The organism is Variovorax monticola (assembly GCF_051216855.1).
Taxonomy (GTDB): Bacteria; Pseudomonadota; Gammaproteobacteria; order Burkholderiales; family Burkholderiaceae_C; genus Variovorax.
The window spans coordinates 400826-426547 of sequence record NZ_JBPJZP010000002.1 but is presented as its reverse complement, the minus strand read 5'-3'; the positions used below and the strand labels follow the sequence as shown (position 1 = coordinate 426547).

Below are 25722 nucleotides of genomic sequence, written 5' to 3'. Positions count from 1 at the left end.
TGCTGACTGCGCCGTTTTCTTTTTTGATTTGCCGCAACGCCTTCCCGGTTGCGGCCTGACGGAAGCCCATCGTGCTCGATCAGCAGCTTGTCAACGCCTTGTCGCTGGGGTGCGTCTACGCACTCTTCGCCCTCGGCTTCACACTCATCTTCGGCGTGCTCGGCGTCATCAATCTCTCGCACGGCGCGGTGTTCATGGTGGGCGCCTACGCGGCGGCCGAATTCATGCGCGTGTCGGGCATGCCGCTGTGGGTCGGACTGCCGTTCGCCTTCGCGTTCTGCGGCGTGCTGGGGTTCCTGATCGACGTGCTGGTGCTCAAACCGCTGCGCAAGCGAAACGCACCCCACCTGATTCCGATGATCGCCACCATCGGCGTGGCCATCATCCTGAACAACGGCATCCAGGGCATCTTCGGCGCGGAGAACCTGCGCTTCCCGGCCGGCACCATTCCCGACGACGCGCTGGTGTTCGCGGGCATCCACGTCACCGTGCTCGAACTGGGCATCGTGCTCGCGTCGTTCGTGCTGATGGGCGTGCTGATGCTGTCGCTGCAGCGCACGCAACTGGGCCGCGCGCTGCGCGCCATTGCCGAGTCGCCCAAGGCGGCGTACCTGGTGGGCGTGAACGTCGAGGGCCTGTTCTTCCTGACCTCGTTCGTGGCCGCCGGCCTGGGCGGCGTGGCGGGCGTGCTGATCGGCCTGTATTCGAACGCTCTCTTCCCTCTGATGGGCCAGCCGATGCTCGAGAAGGGCATCGCAGTCATCATCCTGGGCGGCATGGGCGACATTCGCGGGGCGCTGCTCGGCGGCCTGTTCCTCGGCTTCGCCGAGGTGCTGTCGGTGGCCTACGTGGGCTCCAACATGCGCGACGCGGTGGCCTTCGGCCTGCTGTTCCTCGTGCTGCTGGTGCGCCCCAAGGGCTTGTTCGGCTCGCTGAAGGAGCGCAAGGTCTAAATGGAAGCCCTCGACAATTTCTGGTCGGTCTACAGCAACCTGGTGCTCTCGCTGGGCATCAACAGCCTGCTGGCGCTCTCGATCTGGCTCACGCTCGCCTGCGGCATGCTGGCCCTGGCCAATGCGGCCTTCATGGGCATCGGCGCGTACACCGCGTCGATCCTCACCCTGAGCTACGGCGTGCCGTTCCCGGTGGCCATTGCCGCGGGCATGGCGGCACCGGCGCTGGTGGCCTTCGTCATCGGCAAGCCGACGCTGCGGCTGTCGGGCGTGTACCTGGCCATGGCCACGCTGGCCTTCGGCGAGGTGGTGCGCATCGCCATCCTGAACGCCGAGTCGCTCACGGGCGGCGCGCTGGGCCTGAACGGCATTCCGCAATCGACCCAGTGGTGGCACGTGGCGCTGGCGCTGGTGCTCGTACTGCTGGTGCTGTGGCGCGTGCGCCGCTCCAAGGTGGGCCGCGCCTTCGAGGCCATCAAGGAAGACGAGACCGCCGCCGGCCTGATGGGCATCGACGTGGCGGGCCACAAGATGCTGGCCTTCGTGCTGGGCGGCGCCATCGCCGGCCTGGCGGGCACGCTGAACGCGCACCTGACCTTTTTCATCGGCCCGGCCGAGTACGGCTTCAACCGCGCGGTCGACATCCTGACGATGGCGATCCTGGGCGGCATCGGCGGCCTCACCGGCCCGGTGCTGGGCGGCACCATCCTCACGCTGCTGCCCGAGATGCTGCGCGGGCTGGGCGCCTTCCGCCTGGTGGTCAACGGCTTCATCCTGGTGCTGATCGTGCTGTTCCTGCCCAAGGGCATCTGGGACCCGGCGCGCATCCGCCAGTGGTTCGCACGCAAGGGGAGCGCGGCATGAGCGACAACACGCTTTTGACACTGAAGAACGTGTCGCGCCACTTCGGTGGCCTCAAGGTCCTGCAGGACGTGAGCCTGGACATTCCCAAGGGCGGCATCTTCGGGCTCATCGGCCCGAACGGCGCCGGCAAGACCACGGTGTTCAACCTGATCACCGGCCTGCTGCCGACCACCAGCGGCACCATCCATTTCGAAGGCCAGGACCTGGCGGGCCGCAAGCCCTTCCAGATCACCCGTGGCGGCATTGCGCGCACCTTCCAGAACATCCGCATCTTCAAGGAGATGTCGCTGCTGGAGAACGTCACTGTCGGCATGGACGCCAAGCTGCGCTACGGCTCCTTCGGCCTGCTGGCCGGCTCGGGCCTGTTCCGCAGCGAGGAGAAGCGCGCGCGCGACCGTGCGCGCGAACTGCTCAGCTGGGTCAAGCTGGACCACAAGGCCAACGACGTGGCCGACAACCTTTCGTACGGCGACCAGCGCAAGCTGGAACTCGCGCGCGCGCTGGCCACCGAGCCCACGCTGCTGCTGCTCGACGAGCCGGTCGCCGGCATGAACAGCACCGAGAAGAGCGAACTGATGGTGGAGATCGAGAACATCGCGCAGCGCGGCTTCACGGTGTTCATGATCGAGCACGACATGCGCTTCGTGATGGGCCTGTGCCAGCAGATCGCGGTGCTGAACTTCGGGCGCATCATCGCGCGCGGCGGTCCCGAGCAGATCCGCAACGACCCGCAGGTGATCGAGGCCTACCTCGGCCGCGAAGACGACGAAGCCACGAACGACCAGGAGGCCGCCGCATGAGCGCCGCGACGACGAACCCCTTGCTGAAGGTGCAGGACCTGAAGGTGTCCTTCGGCCACGTGCAGGCCGTGAAGGGCATCGACTTCGAGCTGCACGAAGGCCAGATCACCACGCTGGTGGGCGCCAACGGGGCCGGCAAGTCGACCACGCTGCTGGCGCTGTCGGGCCTGGTGAAGAAGGCTGCCGGGCGCGTGACGTTCGCGGGCCAGGACATCACCGGGCTGTCGCCGCACAAGATCGTGGCCGGCGGCGTGGTGCAGGTGGCCGAAGGCCGCGCCACGCTGACCACGCTGACGGTGCGCGACAACCTGGAGCTGGGCGCCTACACGCGGCGCGACGGCGCGGCCGCGCGCGTGGCCGACCTGGAGCGCATCTACGCCCTGTTCCCGGTGTTGAAGGACCGGGCCGACGGGCTGGCAGGCAACCTGTCGGGCGGCGAGCAGCAGATGCTGGCGATCGGCCGCGCCCTCATGGCCAAGCCGCGCGTGCTGCTGCTGGACGAGCCCTCGATGGGCCTGGCGCCGATCATCGTGCAGGACATCTTCCGCACGCTGCGCGAGATCAACAAGCAGGGTCTGACGATCTTCCTGGTGGAGCAGAACGTGCGCCAGGCGCTGAAGATCGCGGACCGGGCGTATGTGATCGAGACGGGATCGATCGTGCTGTCGGGCACGGGGCGCGAGCTGCTGGGCAATCCGAAGGTGCAGGACGCGTACCTGGGCAGCTGAGCCGGCTGTCTTTTCTTTCTCCCTCCCCTTCCGGGGGAGGGTCGGGGTGGGGGCACACGGCCTTCAACGCCGCGCAGCTTTGGAGGCCGCTTGCCCCCATCCCAGCCTTCCCCCGGGAGGGGAAGGAGCAATACCGGAAACTCAGGCGCGGCCGAAGCGGTCGGCGATGGACTTCTCTATGCCGGCCGCATCGAGGCCGATGCCCGCCAGCAGCTTCGCCGGATCGCCATGCTCGACGAAACGGTCGGGCAAGCCCAGCTGCAACACCGGCTTCTGCACATTCGCAGCCTGCAGCGCCTCGAGCACCGCACTGCCCGCGCCACCCATGACGGCGCCCTCTTCCAGCGTGACGACGGCATCGTGCGTGCCCGCCACCTTCAGCAGCAGCTCGACGTCGAGCGGCTTGGCCCAGCGCATGTTGACCACCGTCGCGTCGAGCGACTCTGCGGCGCTGAGCGCGGGGTACAGCAGCGTGCCGAACGCAAGGATCGCGATGCGCTTGCCCTCGCGGCGCACCTCGCCCTTGCCGAACGGCAGCGCGTCGAGCGTGAGATGCGGCGTGACACCGGCGCCCGCGCCGCGCGGGTAGCGCACCGCCACCGGGTGGTTCTGCGCATACGCGCTGGACAGCAGTTCGCGGCATTCGCGCTCGTCGGCCGGGCAGGCGATGCTCATGTTCGGAATGCAGCGCAGGAACGGAATGTCGTAAGCGCCCGCGTGCGTGGCACCGTCGGCACCGACGAGGCCCGCGCGGTCCAGCGCGAACACCACCGGCAGGTTCTGGATGGCCACGTCGTGGATCAGCTGGTCGTACGCGCGCTGCAAAAAGGTCGAGTAGATCGCGACCACGGGCTTGAGCCCCTCGCACGCCAGGCCGGCCGCGAAGGTCACCGCATGCTGCTCGGCGATGCCGACGTCGTAGTAGCGGGCAGGAAAGCGCTTCTCGAACTCCACCAGCCCCGAGCCTTCGCGCATCGCGGGCGTGATGCCCACGAGCCGGCCGTCTGCCGCCGCGGTGTCGCACAGCCACTGGCCGAACACCTGCGTGAAGGTCTGCTTGGCCACTGCGGTCGACTTGACAAGCCCCACCTGCGGATCGAACTTGCCGGGGCCGTGATAAGCCACCGGGTCGGCCTCGGCCAGCTTGTAACCCTGGCCCTTCTTGGTGACCACGTGCAGGAACTGCGGGCCCTCGAGGTGCTTGAGGTTTTCGAGCGTGGGCACCAGCGAGTCGAGGTCGTGGCCGTCGATCGGGCCCACGTAGTTGAAGCCGAACTGCTCGAACAGCGTGGCCGGCACGACCATGCCCTTGGCATGCTGCTCCAGGCGCTTGGCCAGCTCGAACAGCGGCGGCGCGTTGCGCAGCACGCTCTTGCCCACGTTCTTGGCGGCGGCGTAGAAGTTGCCGCTCATCAGCTGCGCGAGGTAGCGGTTGAGCGCGCCCACCGGCGGGCTGATCGACATGTCGTTGTCGTTCAGGATCACGAGCAGCTTGCAGTCGCACACGCCCGCGTTGTTCAGCGCCTCGAAGGCCATGCCGGCCGTGAGCGCGCCGTCGCCGATGATGGCCACGGTGTGGCGCTCTTCGCCCTTCTGCTTGGCGCCCATGGCCATGCCCAGCGCGGCCGAGATGCTGGTCGACGAATGGGCGGTGCCGAAGGTGTCGTACTCGCTCTCGCTGCGCTGCGGAAAGCCCGAGATGCCCCCGGCCTGGCGCAGCGTGGGCATGCGCTCGCGCCGGCCCGTGAGGATCTTGTGCGGATAGGTCTGGTGGCCCACGTCCCACACCAGCCGGTCGTGCGGCGTGTTGAACACATGGTGCAGCGCCACCGTGAGCTCGACCGTGCCGAGGTTGGAGCTCAGGTGGCCGCCGGTGCGCGAGACGTTGTCGAGCACGCAGGCGCGCACCTCGTCGGACAGCTGGCGCAGCTGGGCCCGGTCGTACTTGCGGATCGGTGCGGGGTCGTGGAGTGTGGGAAGCAGCGGAGCCATGGGGAGGTTTGTTCTTTTCTCGGTCAGCGGTCGCGCTCGACCACCATGTGCGCAAGCGCGCGCAGGGCCGCGGTGTCGGCCAGGCCGCTTCGGGCCAGCGCGGCGAGCGCGTCGGCCAGCAGTTGCCGGGCCTGTGCACGCGCGCCGTCCAGGCCCAGCAGCGAAACGTAGGTGGGCTTGTCGGCCGCGGCGTCCTTGCCGGCGGTCTTGCCCAGGGTGTGCGAGTCGGCCACGACGTCGAGGATGTCGTCGACCACCTGGAATGCGAGGCCGATGGCCGCGCCGTAGTCGCGCAGCGCCGCCAGCGCCGTGGGGGTGACATGGCCGCAGGCCGCGCCCATCTCCACGCTGCCCTGCAGCAGCGCGCCGGTCTTCAGGCGGTGCATTTCGCGCAACTGCGCTTCGTTCAGCGCAACGCCCACGCTGGCCAGGTCGATCGCCTGGCCACCGGCCATGCCCTGGCTGCCCGCGGCGCGCGCGAGCAGGCGGCACAGCAGGGCCTGGGTGGCGGCGGGAATCTCGTCGTCCTCGGGGGCCAGCAGCTCGAAGGCCAGGGCCTGCAGCGCGTCGCCGGCCAGCAGGGCGTCGGCCTCGCCGAACTTCACGTGCACCGTGGGCTTGCCGCGGCGCAGCACGTCGTTGTCCATGCACGGCAGGTCGTCGTGCACCAGCGAATAGGCGTGGATCAGTTCGGTGGCGCAGGCCGCGCGCAGGGCAGCGGCGGCGTTGCCGCCCACCGCCTCGCTGGCGGCCAGCACCAGCAGGGGCCGCAGCCGCTTGCCGCCGTCGAGCACGGCGTAGCGCATGGCGTCGCCCAGCAGCACGGGGGCATCGACGCCGACCCAGCGCGACAGCGCGGCTTCGACGTTGGCGAGGTGGGGTTCACTCCAGCCGGCGAGGGTCGTTGCGTCCCAGTGGGATGAATTCATCGTGGTGGCGCTCATTCGGCCGTCCAGACCTTCAGGCTGCCCGCGTCGAGCACCTTGATCTGGTCTTCGACCGCCTGCAGCTTGTCGCGGCAGAAGGCGAGCAGCGCGGCGCCGCGCTGGTAGCTGCCGAGCAGCCGGTCGAGGGGCAACTGGCCCGATTCGAGTTCCGCCACCAGTTGTTCCAGCTCCTGAAGCCCGGCTTCGTAACTGGCGGGCAACGAGCCCGTATCGGGCGTGGCCGCCGGGCTGGACGTGGAAGGAGAAGGCACCTTGGGCATGCAAGCGAAACGTGGGTGAAACCGGGCATTTTAGGGCGGGCACCAAATCAGGGGCCCCCGGGTACAATGCGAACTTCTCTCGTTGACGCTGTCAACACACTCTTCGGGCCGTTGAACCTTCCTGGCGGCGCCTTCCGTTCCTTCCTCTTTTTCTCCCTGTGGGGAGCTTGGTCAGGTCCTCCATGTCTGATTTAAGTCTTCAACTGCAGCAGGCCACGAGCCAACTTCCAGTTTCCGCGTATTTCGACGAGGCCCTGTATGCCCGCGAAATGCAGAACCTTTTTGCGCGAGGGCCCCGCTACGTCGGCCATCGCCTGGCCGTGCCCGAAATGGGCAACTTCCACACCCTGCCCCAGGAACACCAGGGCCGCGCGCTGGTGCACACGCCCAAGGGCGTCGAGCTGATCTCCAACGTCTGCCGCCATCGCCAGGCCCTGATCCTTCGCGGCCGCGGCCAGCTCGACAACCAGGCCGGCGGCAACATCGTGTGCCCGCTGCACCGCTGGACCTACGCCGCGAGCGACGCGCGCACCACCGGCACGCTGATCGGCGCCCCGCATTTCGACCACGACCCCTGCCTGAACCTGCACAACTACCCGCTCACCGAGTGGAACGGTCTTCTGTTCGAGAAGAACGCCGACGGTTCGGGTCCCGACGTGGCGGCCGACATGGCGGGCCTGGGTCCGCAGGCCGACCTCGACTTCTCGGGCTACGCGCTCGACCGCGTCGAGCTGCACGAGTGCAACTACAACTGGAAGACCTTCATCGAGGTCTACCTCGAGGACTACCACGTGGGCCCGTTCCACCCGGGTCTGGGCAGCTTCGTCACTTGCGACGACCTGCGCTGGGAGTTCAAGCCCCGCTATTCGGTGCAGACGGTGGGCGTGGCCAACCGCCTGGGCCGCGCGGGCAGCCCGGTCTACCAGAAGTGGCAGGAGCAGCTGCTCAAGTACCGCGACGGCAAGCCGCCGAAGTACGGCGCCATCTGGCTGACCTACTACCCGCACGTGATGGTCGAGTGGTACCCGCACGTGCTCACGGTGTCGACCCTGCACCCGGTGAGCCCGACCAAGACGCTCAACATGGTCGAGTTCTTCTACCCCGAGGAAATCGTCTCCTTCGAGCGCGAGTTCGTCGAGGCCCAGCAGGCCGCCTACATGGAAACCTGCGTGGAAGACGACGAGATCGCCGAGCGCATGGACGCCGGGCGCCGCGCGCTGATGCTGCGCGGCGACAACGAGACCGGCCCGTACCAGAGCCCCATGGAAGACGGCATGCAGCAGTTCCACGAGTGGTACCGCGTGGCCATGCAAGACGCCGCCGCGTGACGGCCGCCTTGCTGCCCGCCGCGAGACACCATCCAGCAAGTCCCGGGGCGACCCGGGCACGTTTTTTCCCCTTCATGAAGTAGAGACGATGCAAGCGCTCTGGATGGTGCTCGGCGCCTTTTTGTTCGCAACGATGAGCGTGGTCGTGAAGATCGCGTCAGCATGGTTCAACAGCGGCGAAATGGTGCTGGGGCGCGGCCTCATCGGCATCGTGTTCCTCTGGCTGCTGGCGCGCAACCGCGGCGTGTCGCTCGCCACCCGGTACCCTGGCATGCACGCCTGGCGCAGCACCATCGGCGTGATTTCGCTGGGCGCCTGGTTCTATGCCATTGCCCACCTGCCGCTGGCCACCGCCGTCACGCTGAACTACATGAGCAGCGTGTGGGTCGCGGCCTTTCTAATCGGCGGCGCATTGCTGGCCTGGGTGCCGGTGCCCGGGCGCGACGGCCGCGTGGAGCGCCCGCCGCTGCAGGGCACGCTGGCGATGACCGTGCTCGCGGGCTTCGTGGGCGTGGTGCTGATGCTCAAACCCACGGTGAACGGCAACGAAGGCTTCGCCGGCATGCTGGGCCTGCTGTCGGGCCTGACGGCCGCCTTCGCCTACATGCAGGTGGTGGCGCTGTCGCGCATCGGCGAGCCCGAGCTGCGCACGGTGTTCTATTTCGCGGTCGGCTCGGCCGTGGCCGGGGCCTTCGCCACCGCGGCCACCGGGTTTTCAGGCGGCAGTTCGTGGACATGGCAGCACGCGCTGTGGCTGCTGCCGATCGGTCTGCTGGCCGCCCTGGGACAACTCTGCATGACCCGCGCCTACGCCACCGCCAAGACCCAGGCCGGCACGCTGGTGGTTGCCAACCTGCAGTACTCGGGCATCGTCTTCGCGGCGTTCTACAGCGTGGTGCTGTTCGACGACCGCATCGACGCGGCCGGCTGGGGCGGCATGGCGCTTATCATCGCCAGCGGTATTGTTGCAACTGTGTTGCGACAACGGGCGGTGCCCAAGGCGCCGGCGGAAGAACATTGACCCCTTGCGCCTCGCGCGCATCGACCAGCGAAGGACACACGCCATGAACGCCATCTTCACCACCCTCCTCAGCGTCGAACAACTCCAGCAGCTGCAAGCAGGCGACACGCCCTTCATGGTGTTCGACTGCACCTTCGACCTCATGAAACCCGAAAGCGGCGCACAGCAATATGCCGCCGCGCACATTCCGGGCGCGCACTACGCCAACCTCGACACCGACCTGAGCGCCAGGCACGGCGTGCCGGGCGCCCACGGCGAAGTGGTCGTGGCGCAGGAAGACGGCGTGCCCGCCTCGGGCGGGCGCCACCCGCTGCCCAGCCGCGAGAAATTCGCGCAGTGGCTCTCCAGCGTCGGCTTCGCCAACGGCATGCAGGCCGTGGTGTACGACCGCAACGGCGCCAACTACTGCGGGCGCCTGTGGTGGATGCTCAAGTGGATGGGCCACGACGCCGCAGCCGTGCTCGACGGCGGCCTGCAGGCCTGGCAGGCCGCAGGCGGCGAGGTCACGGGGCGCGAGGAGCCCGCGCGCTTCCAGTCGAACTTCGTCACGGGCGAGCCGCTTGCGAAACTGGTCACCACCGACACCGTGGTGCGCCGGCTCGGCCAGCCTGACCAGAACCTGATCGATGCGCGCGCCGGCGCACGTTACCGCGGCGAGGTGGAACCTCTGGACCCGATTGCCGGTCACATCCCCGGGGCCCTCAACCGGCCCTTCGCCGAGAACATCGGTCCCGACGGCAAGTTCAAGCCGGCATCGCAATTGCGTGCCGAGTTCGAGTCGCTGCTCGCGGGGCGCGATGCGGCGAGCGTTGTCCACCAGTGCGGCAGCGGCGTGAGCGCCGTGCCGAACCTGCTCGCCATGCAGATCGCGGGGCTGGGGACGACCGCGCTCTATGCCGGCAGCTGGAGCGAATGGAGCAACACGCCGGGGCTGCCGACCCGGCAAGGCGCGCAACCATGACATTGACGAATCGACGAGGCCGCACCCTTGGCCGCACCACCGGTCTCGCACTGGCCGCCGCGTTATTCGCGGCCGCCCCGTTCCTCGCCGCACAGGCCCAGCAGCAGCACGCCCACGTGCACGGACAGCTCAAGCTCGACGTGGCCATCGACGGCCCCACGGTGGTGATCGACCTGGAATCCCCGCTCGACAACATCGTGGGTTTCGAGCGTGCCCCGAAGACGGACGCCGAGAAGAAGGCCGTCGAAGAAGCCGTCGCCCAGCTGCGCGCGGCCGACAAGCTCTTCATCGTCGACCCGGCCGCCAACTGCAAGCTCGGCCCGGTCGACCTGCGCTCCGGCGCGCTGGGCCTGGGCAACCCCGACCCCAGCGAGCCCGCCGGCCATGCCGATCTCGACGCCACCTTCTCCTTCAACTGCACCAACGCGGCCGCCGCGAAGTTCATCGACGTGAACCTGTTCACCGCGTTCAAGGGCCTGCGCCAGATCGACTCGCAGATCGCCTCCGCACAAGGCCAGTTCAAGCGCCAGCTGAAGCGCCCGGCCGGCGCGCAAGCCGCGCAGCCCGCCCGCCTGAGCTGGGGCAAGTGACACTGTGAGCACCGCCGTCCCCGAGGCTGTGACAGCCGAGACGTCGCCCCTGCGCGTCGTGCTCGCCGCCGAAGCGTTGCGCTTCACATGGCCCGGCGTGAAGACGCCGTGCATCGACATCGAGGCCTTTCGCATCGCCGCCGGCGAATCGGTGTTCCTGCACGGCCCGAGCGGCTGCGGCAAGAGCACGCTGCTGTCGCTGCTGGCCGGCGTGCTGGTGGCCGACGAAGGCCGCGTCACACTGCTGGGCCACGACTGGTCCAGGCTCTCGGGCGCGGCGCGCGACCGCAGCCGCGTGGCGCACGTGGGCTACATCTTCCAGCAGTTCAACCTGCTGCCCTACCTGAGCGTGCTCGACAACGTGCTGCTGCCCTGCCGCTTCTCGGCAAGGCGCGAGGCGCAGGCCGCGCGCAACGGCAGTTCGCGCGAGGCCGCCGAACACCTGCTCGACCAGATGGGCCTGGACCGCAACCTGTGGAAGCGCCAGGCGCTGCAGCTGTCCGTGGGCCAGCAGCAGCGCGTGGCCGCGGCGCGCGCGCTCATCGGCCAGCCCGAAGTGGTGATTGCCGACGAGCCCACCTCGGCGCTCGACGAAGACCGGCGCGAAGCCTTCCTGGACGTGCTGCTGACCGCCTGCGTGGAGAACCGCAGCGCGCTCGTGTTCGTGAGCCACGACCAGCGCATCGCGCAGCGCTTCGCGCGCCATGTGCTGCTGCCCGAGATCAACCGTGCGGCGACGAGCGCCATGGCGGTGGACGCATGACGGCTCTTTTTTCCATTGCATGGCGCAGCGCCTGGAACCGGCGCTTCACGCTCGCGCTCACCGTGTTCTCCATCGCGCTGTCGACCTTCCTGCTGCTGGGCGTGGAGCGCATCCGCACCGAGCTGCGCGAGAACTTCGCGTCCTCCGTGTCCGGCACCGACCTGATCGTGGGCGCGCGCACCGGCTCCACGCAGTTGCTGCTGTATTCGGTGTTCCGCATCGGCGCGGCCACCAACAACATCTCGTGGAAGAGCGTGCAGGCGCTGCAGGCGCACCCGGGCGTCGACTGGGTGGTGCCGCTGTCGCTGGGCGACTCGCACCGCGGCTTCGCGGTGCTGGCCACGTCGCCCGAGTACTTCACGCGCTTTCGCTACGGCGACAAGCAGTTGCTGAAGATGCGCGAAGGCAAGCCCTTCAGCGAACTGTTCGACGCGGTGGTGGGCGCCGAGGTGGCCGACAAGCTCGGCTACCACGTGGGCCGGAAGATCACGCTCGCCCACGGCAGCGGCGAGCTCAACGTGGCCGAGCATGCCGACAAGCCCTTCACCGTGGTCGGCGTGCTCGCGCGCACCGGCACGCCGGTCGACCGCACGGTGCACATCGGCCTGGCCGCCATGGAAGCCATCCACCTCGAATGGGTGGGCGGCGCGCCGATGCCGGGCGTGCACATTCCGGCGGAGCAGGTGCGCAAGTTCGACCTCACGCCCAAGAACGTGACGGCCGCGCTGGTAGGCCTGAAGAACCGCGCCGCGGTGTTCGGCGTGCAACGCTGGATTTCCACCTACACCGGCGAGCCGCTCATGGCCATCCTGCCCGGCGTGGCGCTCGACGAGCTGTGGAGCGTGATCGGCATCGGCGAGAACGCGCTGCTGCTGATGTCCGCGCTGGTCGCGCTGGTGAGCCTGGCCGGGCTGGTGTCGGTCGTGATGGCCGGCCTGAACGAACGCCGCCGCGAACTCGCCGTGCTGCGCGCCGTGGGCGCGGGCCTGCGCCATGTGCTGGCGCTGCTGGCGCTCGAAGGCGCCATGGTCACCGTGCTGGGCGTGGCCTTCGGCGTGGTGATGGCGGTGCTGGGGATCGCCCTGCTCTCGCCATGGCTGCAGGCGCAGTTCGGACTGACACTGAGCCTTTCCGAACCTACACTGAACGAATGGCTGCTGATGGCCAGCTTGCTGACCGCCGGATGGCTGGCAAGCCTGCTGCCCGGCATCCGTGCCTATCGCCTCTCTCTTGCCGACGGCCTCTCGCCGAGGATCTGAACCATGCCCATCGCACACGCATCGAACTCCTCCAAAGCTTTCACGCGGCTTTCAATGATGATTGCCGGTGCCGGCCTCGCCGCCGCCGCCTGGGCCGCCGAGCCCGCGGCCAAGGACACCACCGCCGCCAACCCGCTGGGCGGCAAGTCGGCAGCCCCTGCAGCCGCCGCCAAGCCCGCCACCGGCCAGGCGCGCCAGATCACCTGGGAAGAGCTGGTGCCCAAGGACTGGGACCCGGCCAAGGAGTTCAAGGGCATGGACCTGAGCGCGCTCGACGACGGCGACCCGCGCGCCAACGAGCTGCTCATGAAGATGCAGGAGGTGTCGAACAACGCACCGACCAACCCGTCGATGAACGGGGTGGAAGTCAAGATACCGGGCTTCATCGTGCCGCTCGAGGAAGCCAAGGGCGAGGTCACCGAGTTCCTGCTGGTGCCCTATTTCGGCGCCTGCATCCACACACCGCCGCCGCCGGCCAACCAGATCCTGCACGTGGTGCCGCAAAAGGGCGCCAAGTTCCGCGCCATGGACACCGTGTGGGTCACCGGCAAGCTGCAGACCCTTCGCAACGACTCGATGATGGGCGTGAGCGGCTACCACGTGAGCGCCGCCAACGTCACCAAGTACACGGGCGGCTCCAAGTAGGGAGCGACTGCCTGTAGCCCGCGGCCTCCCGGCCGTGTGGCTGTGCGCCGACAGCGTTGACGGCGCATTGCCGACACAGTCGGTTGCATCCGCGGCGCAGGCTCTGTCATCGCCTGCCGCTGCGCACCGTTGAAAGAGTTCCGGGCCCGACGCCGGCGTCCTCATGGAACTCCGATGACAAACAACAACTTCGCCCCCCGCCTGCTGACCGTCTCGCTGTGCATCGGCGCACTCGTGCTCGCGGGCTGTGACAAGACCCCTGGTACGCCCACCGCGGCCGCCGACCTGGCGACCACGATGCCCGCGCCCTCGGTGCCGCAGACGCCGGCCGCTGTACCCGCGGCGCCCATGCCCGTGGCCTACACGCCGCCCTCGGCCGAGCAGCTCTACCAGCTGGTCGCACCCATCGCGCTGTACCCCGACAAGCTGGTGGCCCAGGTTCTGGCCGGCGCCACCTACCCCGGGCAGATCACCGCCGCGCACGACTGGCTCGGGCAGAACCGCACCCTGAAGGCCGGTCCGCTGGCCGACGCGGCCAACCAGCAACCCTGGGACCCGAGCGTGAAGTCGCTCACCGCGTTCCGTCCCGTGGTCGACCAGATGGCGGGCAACATCCCGTGGACCACGGCGCTGGGCCAGGCCTACTACAACGACCCGGCCGACGTGATGAACGCGATCCAGGTCATGCGCCAGCGCGCCTCGAAGGCGGGACGGCTGAAGAACAACGACAAGCTGCGTGTGGCCAGCGCCTCGGTGCCGCAGAACTACGCACCGTCGCCCGACATGCAGCCGGTGTACGTAGGCCCGGCCATCATCGAGCCGCCGCCGCAATACATCACCATCGAGCCGGTGCAGCCCGACCTCGTGTACGTGCCGGCCTATGACCCGCAGGTGATCTACGGCGTGTCCGAACCGGTGTATCCCGGCTATGCGTATGCGCCGCCGGTGCAGGTGGCGCAGGGCTACAGCGGCGGCCAGCTGGCCGTGGCTGGCGTGCTCGCCTTCGGCACCGGCGTGGTGGTGGGCAGCGCACTGGAGCGGCACGGCTGGGGCTGGAACGCATGGAACATGAACTGGGGCGGCCCGCGCGGGCGGGACCGCGACGGCGATCGCGGGGCCCCGCAGAATTTCGCGCGCCCGGCCGTGGTCTACAACAACAGCACCTACGTGTCACGCTCGACCACCGTGATCAACAACGTGAACGAACGCACTGTCTACAACAACAATGGCGGCGCACGCGGCGGCATGCCGCCCAACTTTGCGGCAGGGCCCGCCTTCGCGCAGCAACAGCAGGCGCAACAGCAGCAGGCTCAACAGCAACAAGCGCAACTGGCCCAGCAGCAGCAGCGTCAGCAACAGCAACAGCAAGCGGTGATCGCGCAGCAACAGGTCCAGGCGCAAGCCCAGCAACAACAAGCCCAGCAGCGCGCCCAACAGCAACAGCAGCAAGTCCAGCAACAGCAGGCTCAGCAACAAGCCCGGCAATTGCAGGTGCAGCAACAGCAGGCGCGCGATCAACAGCAGCAAGCGCGACAGGCACAGATGCAGCAGCGCCAACAGCAGGACCCACAGCAGCGCGGCGGCAACCCGCAAGGGCAGCCGCAGCAGGCGTTGCAGCAACAGCAACAGCAACAGCAGCAGCGCCAGCAACGACAGGCCCAGCAGGAACAGCAACGCCAGCAGCAACAAGCTCAGGCCGAGCAGTCTCGCCGCCAGCAGACGCAGCAACAGCAACAGCAAGGCCAGCAACAGGCGCGTGATCAGCAGCAGCAGCAGGCCCAGCAGCGCGCGCAGCAACAGGCACAGCAGCAACAAGCCCAGGCCGAGCAGTCACGCCGGCAGCAAGCGCAGCAGCAACAACAAGGTCAGCAACAGGCACGCGACCAACAGCAGCAAGCACAGCAGCGCGCGCAGCAACAGGCGCAGCAGCAGCAAGCCCAGCAGCAGCAACAGATCCAGCGCCAGCAACAACAGCAGCAGGCGCAGCAACAGCAGGCTCAGAACCAGGCGCGGCAGCAGCAACAGGCGCAGCAGGAACAGATGCGCCAACAGCAGCAGGCGCAACAACAAGCCCAGCAAGCCCAGCAAGGCCAACAGGCACAACAGCAGGCGGCACGGGCGCAACAGCAACAGCAGCAACAGGCGATGCAGCAGCAACGCCAGCAACAACAGGCGCAGGCCGAGCAGCGCGTGCAGCAGCAGGCGCAACAGCAACAACAGCAGGTGCAGCGCCAACAGCAACAGGCGCAGCAACAACAGCAGCAACAGCAGCACCAGCAACAACAAGCGCAGCAACAGCAGGCCCAGCAGCAACAGCGCCTGGCGGCCGCTGCAGCAGCCGCGCAGCCAAGGCGCCCCCCGGGCCACCCGGGCGAGCCGGGACAACAGCCTCAGTAAGGTCGGGCTGCGCGGCCTACAACGCCGCGGTCACGATGATCTCGACGCGCAGATCGGGCGCGGCCAGCCGGGCTTCGCAGGTGGCGCGGGTGGGCATGGCATCGGCTGGAATCCACGCCGCCCAGGCGGCATTCAGGCCGGCAAAGTCGCGATCGATGTCCTGCAGCCAGATCTGCACCGACAACAGGCGCGACTTGTTCGTGCCCACGCTGGCGAGGTAGCCGTCGATCTTGGCCAGGATGTCGGTGGCCTGCGCCTGGGCATCGCCGCTGCGGTCGTTCGCGGTGACGCCCGCGACGTACACCACCGAGTTGTGCACGACGATGCGTGAAAGGCGTGCGTTGGAGTCGTGGCGCTGGATGTCGCTCATGGTGTGTTTCCTTGCTGGATGGGTTGGGCGGGTTGAAAGGATGCGGCTTTTCGACGCGCGAAGCGGTCGACGGCGAAGGCTTCGATGGGCAAGGTGCTGCGCCCTTCGGTGACGAGTTCGGCAACGATTTGCCCGCCGATCGGCCCCAGCGCGAAGCCGTGCGCCGAAAAGCCGAAGGCATGCACCAGGTTCGGCGCCGCGCGGCTCGGGCCGATCACGGGAATGCCGTCGGGCATGAAGGCCTCCACGCCGGCCCACGCGCGGTTGACGCCCAGCGGCTTCAGGTGCGGGAACAGGTCGGTCACGGTGCGCGCGCTGCGGGCGAGTTTCGGCATGTCGACGATGCCGTGGCGCGCGGCCAGGTCGGCGGTGCAGCGCAGGCCGCCGCCGATCAGCACGGTGCCGTTCGCGAACTGCTTGAAGGACAGCGCCCGGCCCGTCGCGCCCAGCACCGGCGTGACGAAGGGCGGCGCGCGGTGCGTGATCATGAGCATCAACCCGCCCCCTTCGACCGGCACCGCGTCGCCGGCCTGCGCGGCAAGCGCGCCGGCCCATGCGCCCGCGGTGTTGACCAGGTGCGTGGCGTCGAAGCTGCCGCGCGTGGTCTCCACATGCCAGCGGCCGGCGCGATGGTCGATGCGTTCGACGCGCGTCTCTTCATGCACCCGGGCGCCCGCACGCTGGGCCGCGAGACGGAACGCGGTGACGGCGCGGTATGGCAAGGCATGGCCGTCGTCGCACGCCCAGATGCCGCCGGCCACATGCGGTGCGATGGCGGGCACGAGCTCGCGCACCTGCCGGGCATCCACGATTTCTTCATGCTCGAAACCGAGCGCGTGCAGACGCGCCACGTCGGCGCGCAGCGTCTGCAATTCGTCGTCGGTCTCGGCCACCTTCAGCTGGCCGCTGGGCGCGAAGCCCGCGTCGTCGCCGACAAGATCGGCCAGCCGGTGCCACAGCGCGCGCGATGCCAGCGCAAGCGGAATCTCCGCGACATGGCGGCCCAGCGTGCGCACGCCGCCTGCGTTCACGCCGGAGGCATGGCGGCCGCAGAACTCGGCCTCCAGCACGATGACCGCTAGGCCGCGACGCGCGAGGTGCAGCGCGCTCGACAGGCCGTGCAGGCCGCCGCCGACGACGATCGCGTCTGCCGAGCGCTTCACTCCGCGCCCGCGAGCTCGCCCAGCGAAATCGGTTTGATCGGTGGCCGGATGCGGTAGTAGCCCACCTCGGCCGGCGTCACGCCGCGCGCGTCGGCGATCAGCTCGGTCACGGTCAGGCCGCACTGGCGCCCCTGGCACGGGCCCATGCCGCAGCGCCCGAAGGCCTTCGCCTGGTTCGGGCCGTCGCAGCCGAGCGCCACGAACTTGCGGATGTCGCCGGCGGCGACTTCCTCGCAGCGGCACACGATCACGTCGTCGGCCGGAATGCGATTGGCTTTCTTGGGCCGGTACAGCGCGTCGAGGAAGGGGCGAATGCGCAGGTGGTCGCGCAGTGCCGTGCGAACCGGCACGGCACGCCGGTCGCGTTCCTCGACCGTGATTCGCCCGAGCCCCTGGAGCGCTCCGAGCGCCGCGAGCTCCCCCTGCAACGCCGCCGCCAGCGCGCCGCCGATGCCGAGCCCATCGCCGGCGACATGGATGCGGGGCACGTCCAGCGCACCCCAGGCGTCCGCCTCGGGCCGCCAGCATAGCTGCGCGTCGTCCCATGTGTGCCTGGCCCGCAGCGACCAGGTGAACTGCGTGTTCGGCACCACGCCGTGGTGCAGCAGCAGGGTCGAGGTCTCGATGCGATGCGCCTTGCCGCCGACGGTGAAGCGCAAGGCTTCAACGCCTTCCCCGCCTTCCCCACCCTCCCCGCCTTCCGCGGCCAGGTCCTCGGCACCGGTGTGAAAAGGCACGCCGGCGCGCTTGAGCACGCGCATGAGCGACAGCCCCTTCTTCAGGTAGCGCCAGCCGGCCAGCGCGCCGCCGAGGTGCGAGAGCGCGCGCCGGTAGTCCGCCATCGAGGTCGTGTCGACCAGCGCGCGAATGGGCACGCCGGCGCGCACGTACTGCCAGCCGAGCAGGTAGAGCAACGGACCGCAGCCCGCAAGCACCACGGGCTCGACCGGCACCACGTCGGCGCTCTTCAACAGTATCTGCGCGGCGCCGGCGGTGAGCACGCCCGGCAGCGTCCAGCCCGGGATCGGGAACGGTCGCTCCATCGCGCCCGAGCAGATCACCACGCGTTCGGCCTGCAGCGTCGCGGTCGCGCCGTCGCGCAGGTAGTGCACCGCACCCTCGGGCGTGACCTGCCAGACGGCCGCGCCGGTGAGGTGCCGTGCTCCGCTGGCGGCAAAGGCCTCGGCGAGCGGACGGCCCGCGGCGTAGTCCGGCCCGAGCAGGTCGACCCGGCGCGCCGGTGCCTCGGTGATGGCGCGATAGATCTGCCCGCCCGCACCGCGCTGCTCGTCGAGCACGACGACGCTGGCGCCGAGCCGCGCGGCGACGATGGCGGCCGACATGCCGGCCGGACCGGCGCCGACGATGGCGATGTCGCAAAGTTCATTCGACATGCGCGGCCTCCCCGGCAAGCACGCCGCCCGAGGCGTCGAGCGAACGCAGGCCTGCTTGCGTATTCACCCGCATGCCCTCGGCCACCGCGACCAGGCAGCTCTGCCGGTTGGGTTGGCCGTCGATCTCGACCAGGCAATCGAAGCACGCGCCCATCATGCAATAGGGGGCGCGCGGCGCCCCGCTCACCGGCGTGGTGCGGAAGGTCGAGACACCGTTGGCGAGCAGGGCCGCGGCCACGCTGCAACCGGCCGGCGCCTGCAGCGCACGGCCGTCGAAATGCAGGGTGACCACCGGCTCGCCGCGCGGCGAAGTGCCGGCCGGAACCAGGGAACGAAAGCGGACATCAGTGGGCATGGTGGAAGGTCTCGTTGCCGTTGAGGAAGCGGTCGCCGCTGAAGGATTCGATGCCGGCCGGCACATCGCTGCCGGCCTGGCCGGCGATCCACGGCGCGATGGAGAACGCATGGTTGGCCGCCAGCGTCACGCCGCTGTGGCAGGTCACGACGAAGGCGCCGGGGCACTGCGTCGACGCCTGGTAGATCGGGAAGCCGTCGGGCGTCATCACCCGCAGCGCGCCCCATGCGCGCACCAGGCGCAGGCTTTGCAGCACCGGAAAGCTGCGCACACCGCGGCGCGCGATGGTGGCGAGCACGTCGGCGGTGGTGCCGTCGTCCAGGCCGACGTCTTCCAGCGAATCGCCGAGCTGGATCGTGCCTTCGTCGGTCTGGCGCACGTACGTGGTCGGATGGTCCAGGAAGCGCGCCACACGCTCGCCCACCAGCACCTGGCCGCGGTTGGGCTGCACCGGCGCATGCAGGCCGACGTGCGGCGCCAGCGCGCGGTTGCCGAGGCCGGCCGCGAGCACCACGCGCGGCGCATGCCATGTCGCAGCCTCGGTCTCGACCTCGAAGCCGTCGGCCGACGGCGCGACCCGCGTCGCACGGCTGCCCTGCGCAAAACGCACGCCGTGATGGCGGCAGGCCGCATGCAGCGCGCGCAACAGCTTCAGCGGATTGGCATGGCCGTCCATCGGCGAGTAGCTCGCGCCCGCGACCCCGGGGCCGACGGCGGGCAGCCGGGCCGCGAGCGACGCATGGTCGAGCATCTCGAAGGGGTAGTCGCCGCCGAGCGCGACGCGGATGTCGTGCATGCGCGCCTGGCGCGCCTGCAGCTCGTCGTCGGTGAAGCAGAAATGGAAGCCGCCGGGCTGGCGCAGTTGCACGTCGATGCCGCTGTCCGCTTCCAGCGCGGCGGCAAGCTGCGACCATTGCGTGGCCGACCTCATCGACCAGCGCGCATACGGCGTCATGTCGAAGCCCTTGCCCTGGACCCAGACGAGCCCGAAGTTGCCGCGCGAGGCGCGAAACGCGTCGTCGCCCTCGTCGAGCACGGTCACGCGGGTGCCGCGGCGCGCGGCGCCGTAGGCCAGCGCGGTGCCGACCAGGCCGCCGCCGACAACGATCAAATCACTTGTGTTCATGGAATGCGAGAAAAAGGAAATGCCCGGTGCAGGGCAGACGGACAGCGCGCGTTCAGCCCTTGCCGATCAGCACGCGGTCGAGCCCGACGAGGCGGTCGAGCAGCACCATCAGCACCACCGTGCCGACGATGAGCACGGTCGACACCGACGCCACCAGCGGGTCGATGGTCTGGGCGATCTGGTTGTACATGGCGACCGGCAGCGTCGTGGTGCCCGGCGTGGCGACGAAGACGGTCATGGTGAGCTCGTCGAAGCTCTGGATGAAGGCGAGCATCCAGCCGCCCACCACGCCCGGCAGGATCAGCGGCAGCACGATGCGGCGGAACGCGGTCGCGCGGCTCGCACCGAGCGAGAGCGCGGCGCGCTCGGCATCGCGGTCCAGCCCCGTGGCCGAGGCCAGCACCAGCCGCAACGCGTAGGGCATCACCACCACGACATGCGTCAAGGCAAGCCACACGAACGACCCCGACACACCGATGGTGGTGAAGAAGCGCAGGAACGCCACGCCCAGCACCACATGCGGAATCATCAGCGGCGACATGAAGAAGGCCGAGAGCACGCCGCGCCCCGCAAAGCGGTAGCGAACCAGCGCCAACGCAGCCGGCACCGCGAGCACCACCGCGACCGTTGCGCTCGCCAGGCCCAGCCACAGCGAGAGCCAGAACGCGTTGACCAGCTCGGTGGCGCCGCCGATGGCGCGGAACCAGCGCAGCGAGAAACCGTCGGTCGGCAGCGAGATGTAGCCCTTGCCGGTGAACGACACGAGCACCACCACGACCAGCGGCGCCAGAATGAAGGCGATGAAGACCGTGTGATAGATGAGGGAGAGCAGTCCGTTCTTGCGCATGGGGTGCCTTTGTGTCTCAAGCCTCGAAGACCTGCGCGTAGCGCCGCTCGAGCCAGCGGTTGAAGCCCGCGATGACGATCACGTTGGCGATGAGCAGCAGGATCGCGATCGACGCGCCCAGCGGCCAGTTCAGCGTGCTCAGGAACTCGTCGTAGGCGGCCGTGGCCACCACCTTGAGCCGCCGCCCGCCCAGGATGGCCGGCGTGGCGAAGGCCGAGGCCGCCAGCGCGAACACGATGATCCCGCCCGACAGGATGCCCGGCAGGATCTGCGGCAGGATCACCCGCCGGAACACCGTGAAAGGCGCCGCCCCGAACGAGAGCCCCGCGTTCTCCACCTGCGGATCGAGCTTCTGCAGCGAGGCCCACACCGAGATCACCATGAACGGCATCAGCACGTGCGTGAGCGCGATGACCACGCCCGTCATGGTGAACAGCAGGCGCACCGGCTCGTCGGTGAGGCCCAGCGCCCGCAGGCCCGCGTTGATGAGCCCGTTGTTGCCCATGAGGATGGCCCAGCCCAGCGTGCGCACCACCACCGACACCAGCAGCGGCCCGAGGATGACGATCAGGAAGATGCCGCGCCACGGCGCCTTCATGCGCGACAGGATGATGGTCTCCGGCACGCCGAACAGCACCGACAGCAGCGTGACCGCCAGCGCCAGGCCGGCCGTGCGCAGAAAGATCTCGTAGTAGTACGAGTCCGAGAAAATCTCCAGGTAGTTGCGCGCCGTGTAGTCGGGCAGCACGCCGCGCGTGCCGTCGAACGCGTGGAACGACAGCAACGCCGTGAGCGCGAGCGGAATCACCAGCAGCCCGAGGAACAGCAGCAGCGCCGGCGCGCTGAGGAACCAGGGTGCCGCACCGGCACCGGCACCGGAAGCCGCGCGTGGGACGGTGGCGGCCTCAGCCATGCGCGGCCTCCGTGTCCAGCAGGCGCAGGTCGTCGTCCAGCCAGTGCACCGCGACGGCTTCGCCCTCGGCCGGCGGCACCTCGCCGATGTTGGGATGGCTCACGCGCATCGGCCCGAGCGCGCTGTCGACCTCGACCAGCCAGTGGTTGCCCAGGAAGAGCCGCGTGCGGATGGTGGCGGGAATGCCGTCGGCAGCCGACGCCGGTGCCAGCCTCACCTTCTCGGGCCGCACGTAGACGTTGACCTCGCGCGCGAGCGGCTTCTCCTGGTGCGGCACGTGCAGCAGCGAATTGCCCACGCGCACCTCGCAGCAGCGCGCGTTGCGGGCTTCGACCACGCCCTTCAGCACGTTGGTCTTGCCGAGGAAGGACGAGGCGAACGCCGACTCGGGCCGCTCGTAGGCCTCGTACGGCGTGGCGAGCTGAACGATGCGCCCGCCGTGCATCACCGCGATGCGGTCGCTCATGGTCATGGCCTCGACCTGGTCGTGCGTGACCAGGATCGTGGTGATGCCCAGGTGCCGCTGGATGCCGCGCAGCTCGACGTGCATGTCCTCGCGCAGCTTCGCGTCGAGGTTGGACATCGGCTCGTCGAGCAGCAGCACCTCGGGGCGCACCGCCAGCGCACGGGCGATGGCCACGCGCTGCCGCTGGCCGCCCGAGAGCTCCTTCGGGTAGCGCTTGCCCAGGCCCGGCAGCCGCACGAGATCGAGCGTCTCGTCGATGCGCTTGAGCTTCTCGGCGCGCCGCATGCCGCGCATCTCCAGGCCGAAGCCGATGTTGTCGGCCACCGTCATGTGCGGAAAAAGCGCATAGCTCTGGAACACCACACCCATGCCGCGCTTCTCGGGCCGCATGCCGGTGATGTCCGCGCCGTTCAGGCGGATGCGTCCGCGCGTCGGCTCGACGAAGCCCGCCACCATCTGCAGGGTGGTGGTCTTGCCGCAGCCCGAGGGGCCGAGCAGCGAGATGAACTCGCCGCGCTCCACGTCCAGGCTCAGGCTTTCCACGGCGCTGAAGTCGCCGAAGGTCTTGCCGAGCCGATCGAGTTGAAGAAAGGTCATGCGTGCCTGCTCAGCGTTCGACGGTTCGGTTCCAGCGGTTGGTCCACTCGGCGCGCTTCTCGTTGACCACTGGCCAGTCGGTGGGCAGCAGCCTGTCGATCTGCGCCTTGCCGTACGGCACCTTGGCCGCGACCGCGGGCGTGAGCTGGGTGGTGGCGTTGGCCGGGCCCCAGCCCTGCGTGTCGGCGAGGATGGCCTGCACCTCGGGCGTCAGCAGGTAGCTGACGAAGGCCTGCGAGAGTGCGGGGGCGGTGTTCTGCGCCACCGGGCAGGCGGCCGTCAGCAGCGCCGGTGCGCCCTCCTTCGGAATCACGAACTGCACCGGAAAGCCCGTGTCCTTCAGCGCCTGCACGCGGCCGCTCCCCCACACGGCCAGCAGGATGTCGTTGTTCTGGAACAGCTCGGTCATCTTGCCCGGCGAAGGCTCCCACGCCAGCACGTTGGGGCCGACCTCGCGCGCCATCGCCGTGAAGCCCGGGTCGATGTTCCTGTCGCCGCCCTTGCGCAGCTTGGCGAAGGTCAGCAGCGTCTGCAGCCCGTAGGTGTTGCTGATCGGCGGAATCGCGATCTTCTGCTTGAAGCGCTTGTCGGTCAGCGCTTCCCATGAATCCGGCGGGGGCAGGTTGGCCTTCTTGAAGGCCTCTGTGTTGTAGGCGATGCCGGTGGCCACGATGCCGATGCCGACCGCGCTGTCGGTCATGCGCGCGACCGGGTACAGGTCCTTCAGCACCGGCGGGTTGCCCAGCTTGTCGCAGAAGCCGAACTGCACCGCCTGGTACATCGGGCCGTCGTCCAGCAGCACCACGTTGAGCTCCTGCTTGCCCTTTTGCGCCTGCAGCTTGGCCAGCGTGTCGGTCGAGTTGCCCGGCACGTAGACGATCTTGACGTTGTGCTTCGCCTCGAACGCGGGAATCAGCTTCTCCTTGAAGGCCTTCTCCGTCGACCCGCCGTAGGAGCCGATGTAGAGCGTGGTCGGCTGGGCCGACGCGGTGTGCACCGCGCTCAGCGCGCCGAGCGCCAGCACGGTGGACAGCGCCGCGTTCACGGTCGAGGAAACGGGACGAAGCATCATGGGATTTCCTTAGTTGCGCACCAAAAAGTCGGGGTTTTCCCTATAGTGATGCGTTTTGCTTATGGCGCACCACAATGGGTCCTGCGGTTCGTTTCACTCGCAGAACGCAGATTAGCGACGCGACCGCCGGCTGAACAATCGTTTTTTTTCGGAAGGCCATAACATTCACGTATGGAGTTCACCACATGAAAATTCGTCAGCTCGAGGCCTTTCGCGCCGTGATGCAGTGGCAGACCGTGACGCGCGCGGCCGAGTCGCTGCACGTGTCGCAGCCCGCCGTCACGCGGCTGGTGGCCGACCTGGAGGAAAGCGTGGGCTTCGCGCTCTTCCTGCGTGTGCGGGGGCGCCTGCAGCCCACCGCGGAGGCCGAGGCGCTGAGCGAGGAGGTCGAGCGCTCGCTGATCGGTATGGAGCGCATCGCACGAACCGCCGACGAGATAAGGGCCTTGCAGCGCGGCGCGCTGCGCATCGCCGCGGCGCCCGCGCTGGCGCTGTCTTTCCTGCCGCGCGCCATCGCGGGCTTCCTGGCCGGGCACAACGACATCCGGGTGTCGCTCGCCAATCATTCGTCGCGCACGGTGGTGGACCTGGTGGTGAGCGAGCGCTGCGACGTCGGCTTCGTCATCCTGCCGATGAGCCACTCGAGCACGCACGGCGAGCGGCTGATCTCGACCCGCATGGTGTGCGTGATGCCGAGCGACCACCGGCTCGCGAAGAAAAAGCTGATCCGCCCAACCGACCTGAGCGGCGAGCATTTCGTTTCGCATCCGCAAGCGCTCGAATCGCGGCTGCACATCGACGCGCTGTTCGCGTCCTACGGCATCGAGCGCAAGCTGCAGGTCGAGACACAGGTGTCGGCCGGCGTCTGCGCGATGGTGGCCGCGGGGCTCGGCGTGTCGCTGGTGGACCCGATCACCGCGCTGGAGTACGGCGGACGGGGCCTGACCTTCCTGCCCTTCGAGCCGGTAATGGTGACGGAATTTTCCGTGCTCACGCCGGCGCGCAGGCCGTCTTCATTGCTGGTGAGCGCCTTCGTCGACCACGTGCGCAAGTTCGCGTTGGCGGAACTGGACCCGAGGTTCGTGAGCGCCTGACGCTCAGCCCTTGCCGCCGCGCGGCGTCTTCTTCGGCGCCGCCAGCTTGCGCAACGGCTTCAGCGCAGGCGCCTCGCGCGCGGACTGCATGTGCTCGCTCTCGCCGATCGTCATGCCGATGATGCGCGCGAGCTGCCGGCTCACGCTCACGTACGCATGGCCCAGGCGGCTGTCGAAGTACAGCGAGTCGCCGCGCGCCAGGCGCACCACCTCGCCGTTGTCGAAGTGCACGTCGATCTCGCCCGACAGCACATAGGCGAATTCCTCGCCCGCGTGCCGCACGAAGTCTTCCGGCCCGTGCACCTGGCGCGCGTGCACCGTGCCGACGATGGGGCTCATCTGCTTGCCCGCCGCGGTGGTGCCCAGGAACTCGTAGGCAATGGCCAGCCCGCGGTACACCACACCCTTGCCCGCGCGCGTGACCACCGGCCCGTCGAGCTGCGCGGGCTTGACGCCGGCGCCCGCGAACATCGCGTTCATGTCCATGTCCAGCGCGCGGCCCAGCGCGGTGAAGTTCTCGTACCCCAGCGCCAGTTGCCCGCGCTCGGCGCGCGAGATGGTGGTGATCGACACGCCCGAGCGCTCGGCCAGTTCGGCCAGCGTCCAGCCGAAGCGCTTGCGCGCGGTGCGCAGCCGATGGCCGAAAGTGGTGCGGTCCAGGGTGGGCGGCTGCTCCCTGGGCCTGGCGGCCGGCTTGGTCCCTGTGTGTGGATTCACGCGCGTCTTTCTCTGGTGGTGCAGGCAGATTCTGCCAGTGCCGCGCGCGCGCCATCCCTGCCGACCCGCGTGACGCGGGCGCGGAAATTGCGTATACGCA

26 protein-coding genes are annotated in these 25722 nt (G+C 68.8%); 13 read left to right on the top strand and 13 right to left on the bottom strand.

Annotated features, from left to right (window positions below; genetic code table 11):
• The first annotated feature begins 71 nt into the window (after window positions 1–71).
• The 4 genes from ACSFA5_RS07275 to ACSFA5_RS07260 are packed head-to-tail and all read left to right on the top strand — an operon-like array spanning window position 72 to window position 3345.
• A complete protein-coding gene (locus tag ACSFA5_RS07275) occupies window positions 72–953 on the top strand; it encodes a branched-chain amino acid ABC transporter permease (protein WP_435443360.1) in 882 nt (293 codons plus the stop codon).
• Entirely contained in the window at window positions 954–1817 is an 864-nt protein-coding gene (locus ACSFA5_RS07270; protein WP_435443359.1) for a branched-chain amino acid ABC transporter permease, read from the top strand.
• On the top strand, window positions 1814–2617 hold the full coding sequence (locus ACSFA5_RS07265) for an ABC transporter ATP-binding protein (protein ID WP_435443358.1): 804 nt from the start codon (window positions 1814–1816) through the stop codon (window positions 2615–2617). The genes ACSFA5_RS07270 and ACSFA5_RS07265 overlap by 4 nt, the downstream gene beginning before the upstream one ends.
• Window positions 2614–3345: an ABC transporter ATP-binding protein gene (locus ACSFA5_RS07260; RefSeq protein WP_435443357.1), complete on the top strand. Its 732-nt coding sequence runs from the start codon at window positions 2614–2616 to the stop codon at window positions 3343–3345. The genes ACSFA5_RS07265 and ACSFA5_RS07260 overlap by 4 nt, the downstream gene beginning before the upstream one ends.
• 141 nt (window positions 3346–3486) lie before the next feature.
• Here ACSFA5_RS07260 and dxs read toward each other — a convergent pair whose 3' ends face one another.
• Genes dxs through xseB form a run of 3 tightly spaced genes read right to left on the bottom strand, consistent with a single transcriptional unit; the run spans window position 3487 to window position 6544 of the window.
• The gene (gene dxs / locus ACSFA5_RS07255) at window positions 3487–5337 is read right to left on the bottom strand and encodes a 1-deoxy-D-xylulose-5-phosphate synthase (protein ID WP_435443356.1); all 1851 of its coding nucleotides are present in this window, start codon (window positions 5335–5337) and stop codon (window positions 3487–3489) included.
• 23 nt (window positions 5338–5360) lie between these two features.
• Window positions 5361–6281: a polyprenyl synthetase family protein gene (locus ACSFA5_RS07250; protein WP_435443355.1), complete on the bottom strand. Its 921-nt coding sequence runs from the start codon at window positions 6279–6281 to the stop codon at window positions 5361–5363.
• Window positions 6278–6544, bottom strand: a complete 267-nt coding sequence (gene xseB, locus ACSFA5_RS07245) for an exodeoxyribonuclease VII small subunit (protein ID WP_435443354.1) — start codon at window positions 6542–6544, stop codon at window positions 6278–6280. The genes ACSFA5_RS07250 and xseB overlap by 4 nt, the downstream gene beginning before the upstream one ends.
• Window positions 6545–6726: 182 nt before the next feature.
• Between xseB and ACSFA5_RS07240 the strand changes: the two genes are divergently transcribed.
• From ACSFA5_RS07240 to ACSFA5_RS07205, 8 genes are all read left to right on the top strand, one after another.
• On the top strand, window positions 6727–7872 hold the full coding sequence (locus ACSFA5_RS07240) for an aromatic ring-hydroxylating oxygenase subunit alpha (protein WP_435443353.1): 1146 nt from the start codon (window positions 6727–6729) through the stop codon (window positions 7870–7872).
• 88 nt (window positions 7873–7960) lie between these two features.
• Window positions 7961–8893, top strand: a complete 933-nt coding sequence (locus ACSFA5_RS07235; RefSeq protein ID WP_435443352.1) for a DMT family transporter — start codon at window positions 7961–7963, stop codon at window positions 8891–8893.
• A 52-nt stretch (window positions 8894–8945) separates the two neighbouring features.
• Window positions 8946–9854 carry a sulfurtransferase gene (locus ACSFA5_RS07230; RefSeq protein ID WP_435444073.1) on the top strand — a complete coding sequence of 303 codons (909 nt, stop codon included), beginning with the start codon at window positions 8946–8948 and terminating at the stop codon, window positions 9852–9854.
• Entirely contained in the window at window positions 9851–10444 is a 594-nt protein-coding gene (locus tag ACSFA5_RS07225; RefSeq protein ID WP_435443351.1) for a DUF2796 domain-containing protein, read from the top strand. The genes ACSFA5_RS07230 and ACSFA5_RS07225 overlap by 4 nt, the downstream gene beginning before the upstream one ends.
• A 4-nt stretch (window positions 10445–10448) precedes the next feature.
• On the top strand, window positions 10449–11207 hold the full coding sequence (locus ACSFA5_RS07220; RefSeq protein WP_435443350.1) for an ABC transporter ATP-binding protein: 759 nt from the start codon (window positions 10449–10451) through the stop codon (window positions 11205–11207).
• Window positions 11204–12466: an ABC transporter permease gene (locus ACSFA5_RS07215; RefSeq protein WP_435443349.1), complete on the top strand. Its 1263-nt coding sequence runs from the start codon at window positions 11204–11206 to the stop codon at window positions 12464–12466. Before ACSFA5_RS07220 ends, ACSFA5_RS07215 begins: the two co-directional genes overlap by 4 nt.
• Window positions 12467–12469: 3 nt before the next feature.
• Window positions 12470–13111, top strand: coding sequence for a DUF3299 domain-containing protein (locus ACSFA5_RS07210; protein WP_435443348.1), 642 nt, complete (start codon window positions 12470–12472; stop codon window positions 13109–13111).
• Window positions 13112–13285: 174 nt separating this feature from the next.
• Window positions 13286–15508 carry a DUF3300 domain-containing protein gene (locus ACSFA5_RS07205; RefSeq protein ID WP_435443347.1) on the top strand — a complete coding sequence of 741 codons (2223 nt, stop codon included), beginning with the start codon at window positions 13286–13288 and terminating at the stop codon, window positions 15506–15508.
• A 16-nt stretch (window positions 15509–15524) separates the two neighbouring features.
• Here ACSFA5_RS07205 and ACSFA5_RS07200 read toward each other — a convergent pair whose 3' ends face one another.
• The 9 genes from ACSFA5_RS07200 to ACSFA5_RS07160 are packed head-to-tail and all read right to left on the bottom strand — an operon-like array spanning window position 15525 to window position 23811.
• On the bottom strand, window positions 15525–15878 hold the full coding sequence (locus tag ACSFA5_RS07200; protein WP_435443346.1) for a RidA family protein: 354 nt from the start codon (window positions 15876–15878) through the stop codon (window positions 15525–15527).
• Entirely contained in the window at window positions 15875–17041 is a 1167-nt protein-coding gene (locus tag ACSFA5_RS07195) for an NAD(P)/FAD-dependent oxidoreductase (protein WP_435443345.1), read from the bottom strand. Before ACSFA5_RS07195 ends, ACSFA5_RS07200 begins: the two co-directional genes overlap by 4 nt.
• Window positions 17038–18435, bottom strand: coding sequence for an FAD-dependent oxidoreductase (locus ACSFA5_RS07190; RefSeq protein WP_435443344.1), 1398 nt, complete (start codon window positions 18433–18435; stop codon window positions 17038–17040). The genes ACSFA5_RS07195 and ACSFA5_RS07190 overlap by 4 nt, the downstream gene beginning before the upstream one ends.
• Window positions 18425–18790, bottom strand: a complete 366-nt coding sequence (locus ACSFA5_RS07185; protein WP_435443343.1) for a (2Fe-2S)-binding protein — start codon at window positions 18788–18790, stop codon at window positions 18425–18427. Before ACSFA5_RS07185 ends, ACSFA5_RS07190 begins: the two co-directional genes overlap by 11 nt.
• A complete protein-coding gene (locus ACSFA5_RS07180; protein ID WP_435443342.1) occupies window positions 18780–19916 on the bottom strand; it encodes an NAD(P)/FAD-dependent oxidoreductase in 1137 nt (378 codons plus the stop codon). The genes ACSFA5_RS07185 and ACSFA5_RS07180 overlap by 11 nt, the downstream gene beginning before the upstream one ends.
• A gap of 52 nt (window positions 19917–19968) precedes the next feature.
• A complete protein-coding gene (locus ACSFA5_RS07175) occupies window positions 19969–20763 on the bottom strand; it encodes an ABC transporter permease (protein ID WP_435443341.1) in 795 nt (264 codons plus the stop codon).
• Between the two features lie 16 nt (window positions 20764–20779).
• Entirely contained in the window at window positions 20780–21676 is an 897-nt protein-coding gene (locus ACSFA5_RS07170) for an ABC transporter permease (protein ID WP_435443340.1), read from the bottom strand.
• Window positions 21669–22739 (bottom strand): ABC transporter ATP-binding protein, encoded by a 1071-nt coding sequence (locus tag ACSFA5_RS07165; protein WP_435443339.1) that lies wholly within the window; start codon window positions 22737–22739, stop codon window positions 21669–21671. The genes ACSFA5_RS07170 and ACSFA5_RS07165 overlap by 8 nt, the downstream gene beginning before the upstream one ends.
• Before the next feature lie 10 nt (window positions 22740–22749).
• The gene (locus ACSFA5_RS07160) at window positions 22750–23811 is read right to left on the bottom strand and encodes an ABC transporter substrate-binding protein (protein ID WP_435443338.1); all 1062 of its coding nucleotides are present in this window, start codon (window positions 23809–23811) and stop codon (window positions 22750–22752) included.
• Between the two features lie 185 nt (window positions 23812–23996).
• Between ACSFA5_RS07160 and ACSFA5_RS07155 the strand changes: the two genes are divergently transcribed.
• Entirely contained in the window at window positions 23997–24905 is a 909-nt protein-coding gene (locus tag ACSFA5_RS07155) for a LysR substrate-binding domain-containing protein (protein WP_435443337.1), read from the top strand.
• 3 nt (window positions 24906–24908) lie between these two features.
• Here the strand turns inward: ACSFA5_RS07155 and ACSFA5_RS07150 are convergent, their stop codons facing one another.
• Window positions 24909–25622 (bottom strand): helix-turn-helix domain-containing protein, encoded by a 714-nt coding sequence (locus ACSFA5_RS07150; protein ID WP_435443336.1) that lies wholly within the window; start codon window positions 25620–25622, stop codon window positions 24909–24911.
• Window positions 25623–25722: the final 100 nt, after the last annotated feature.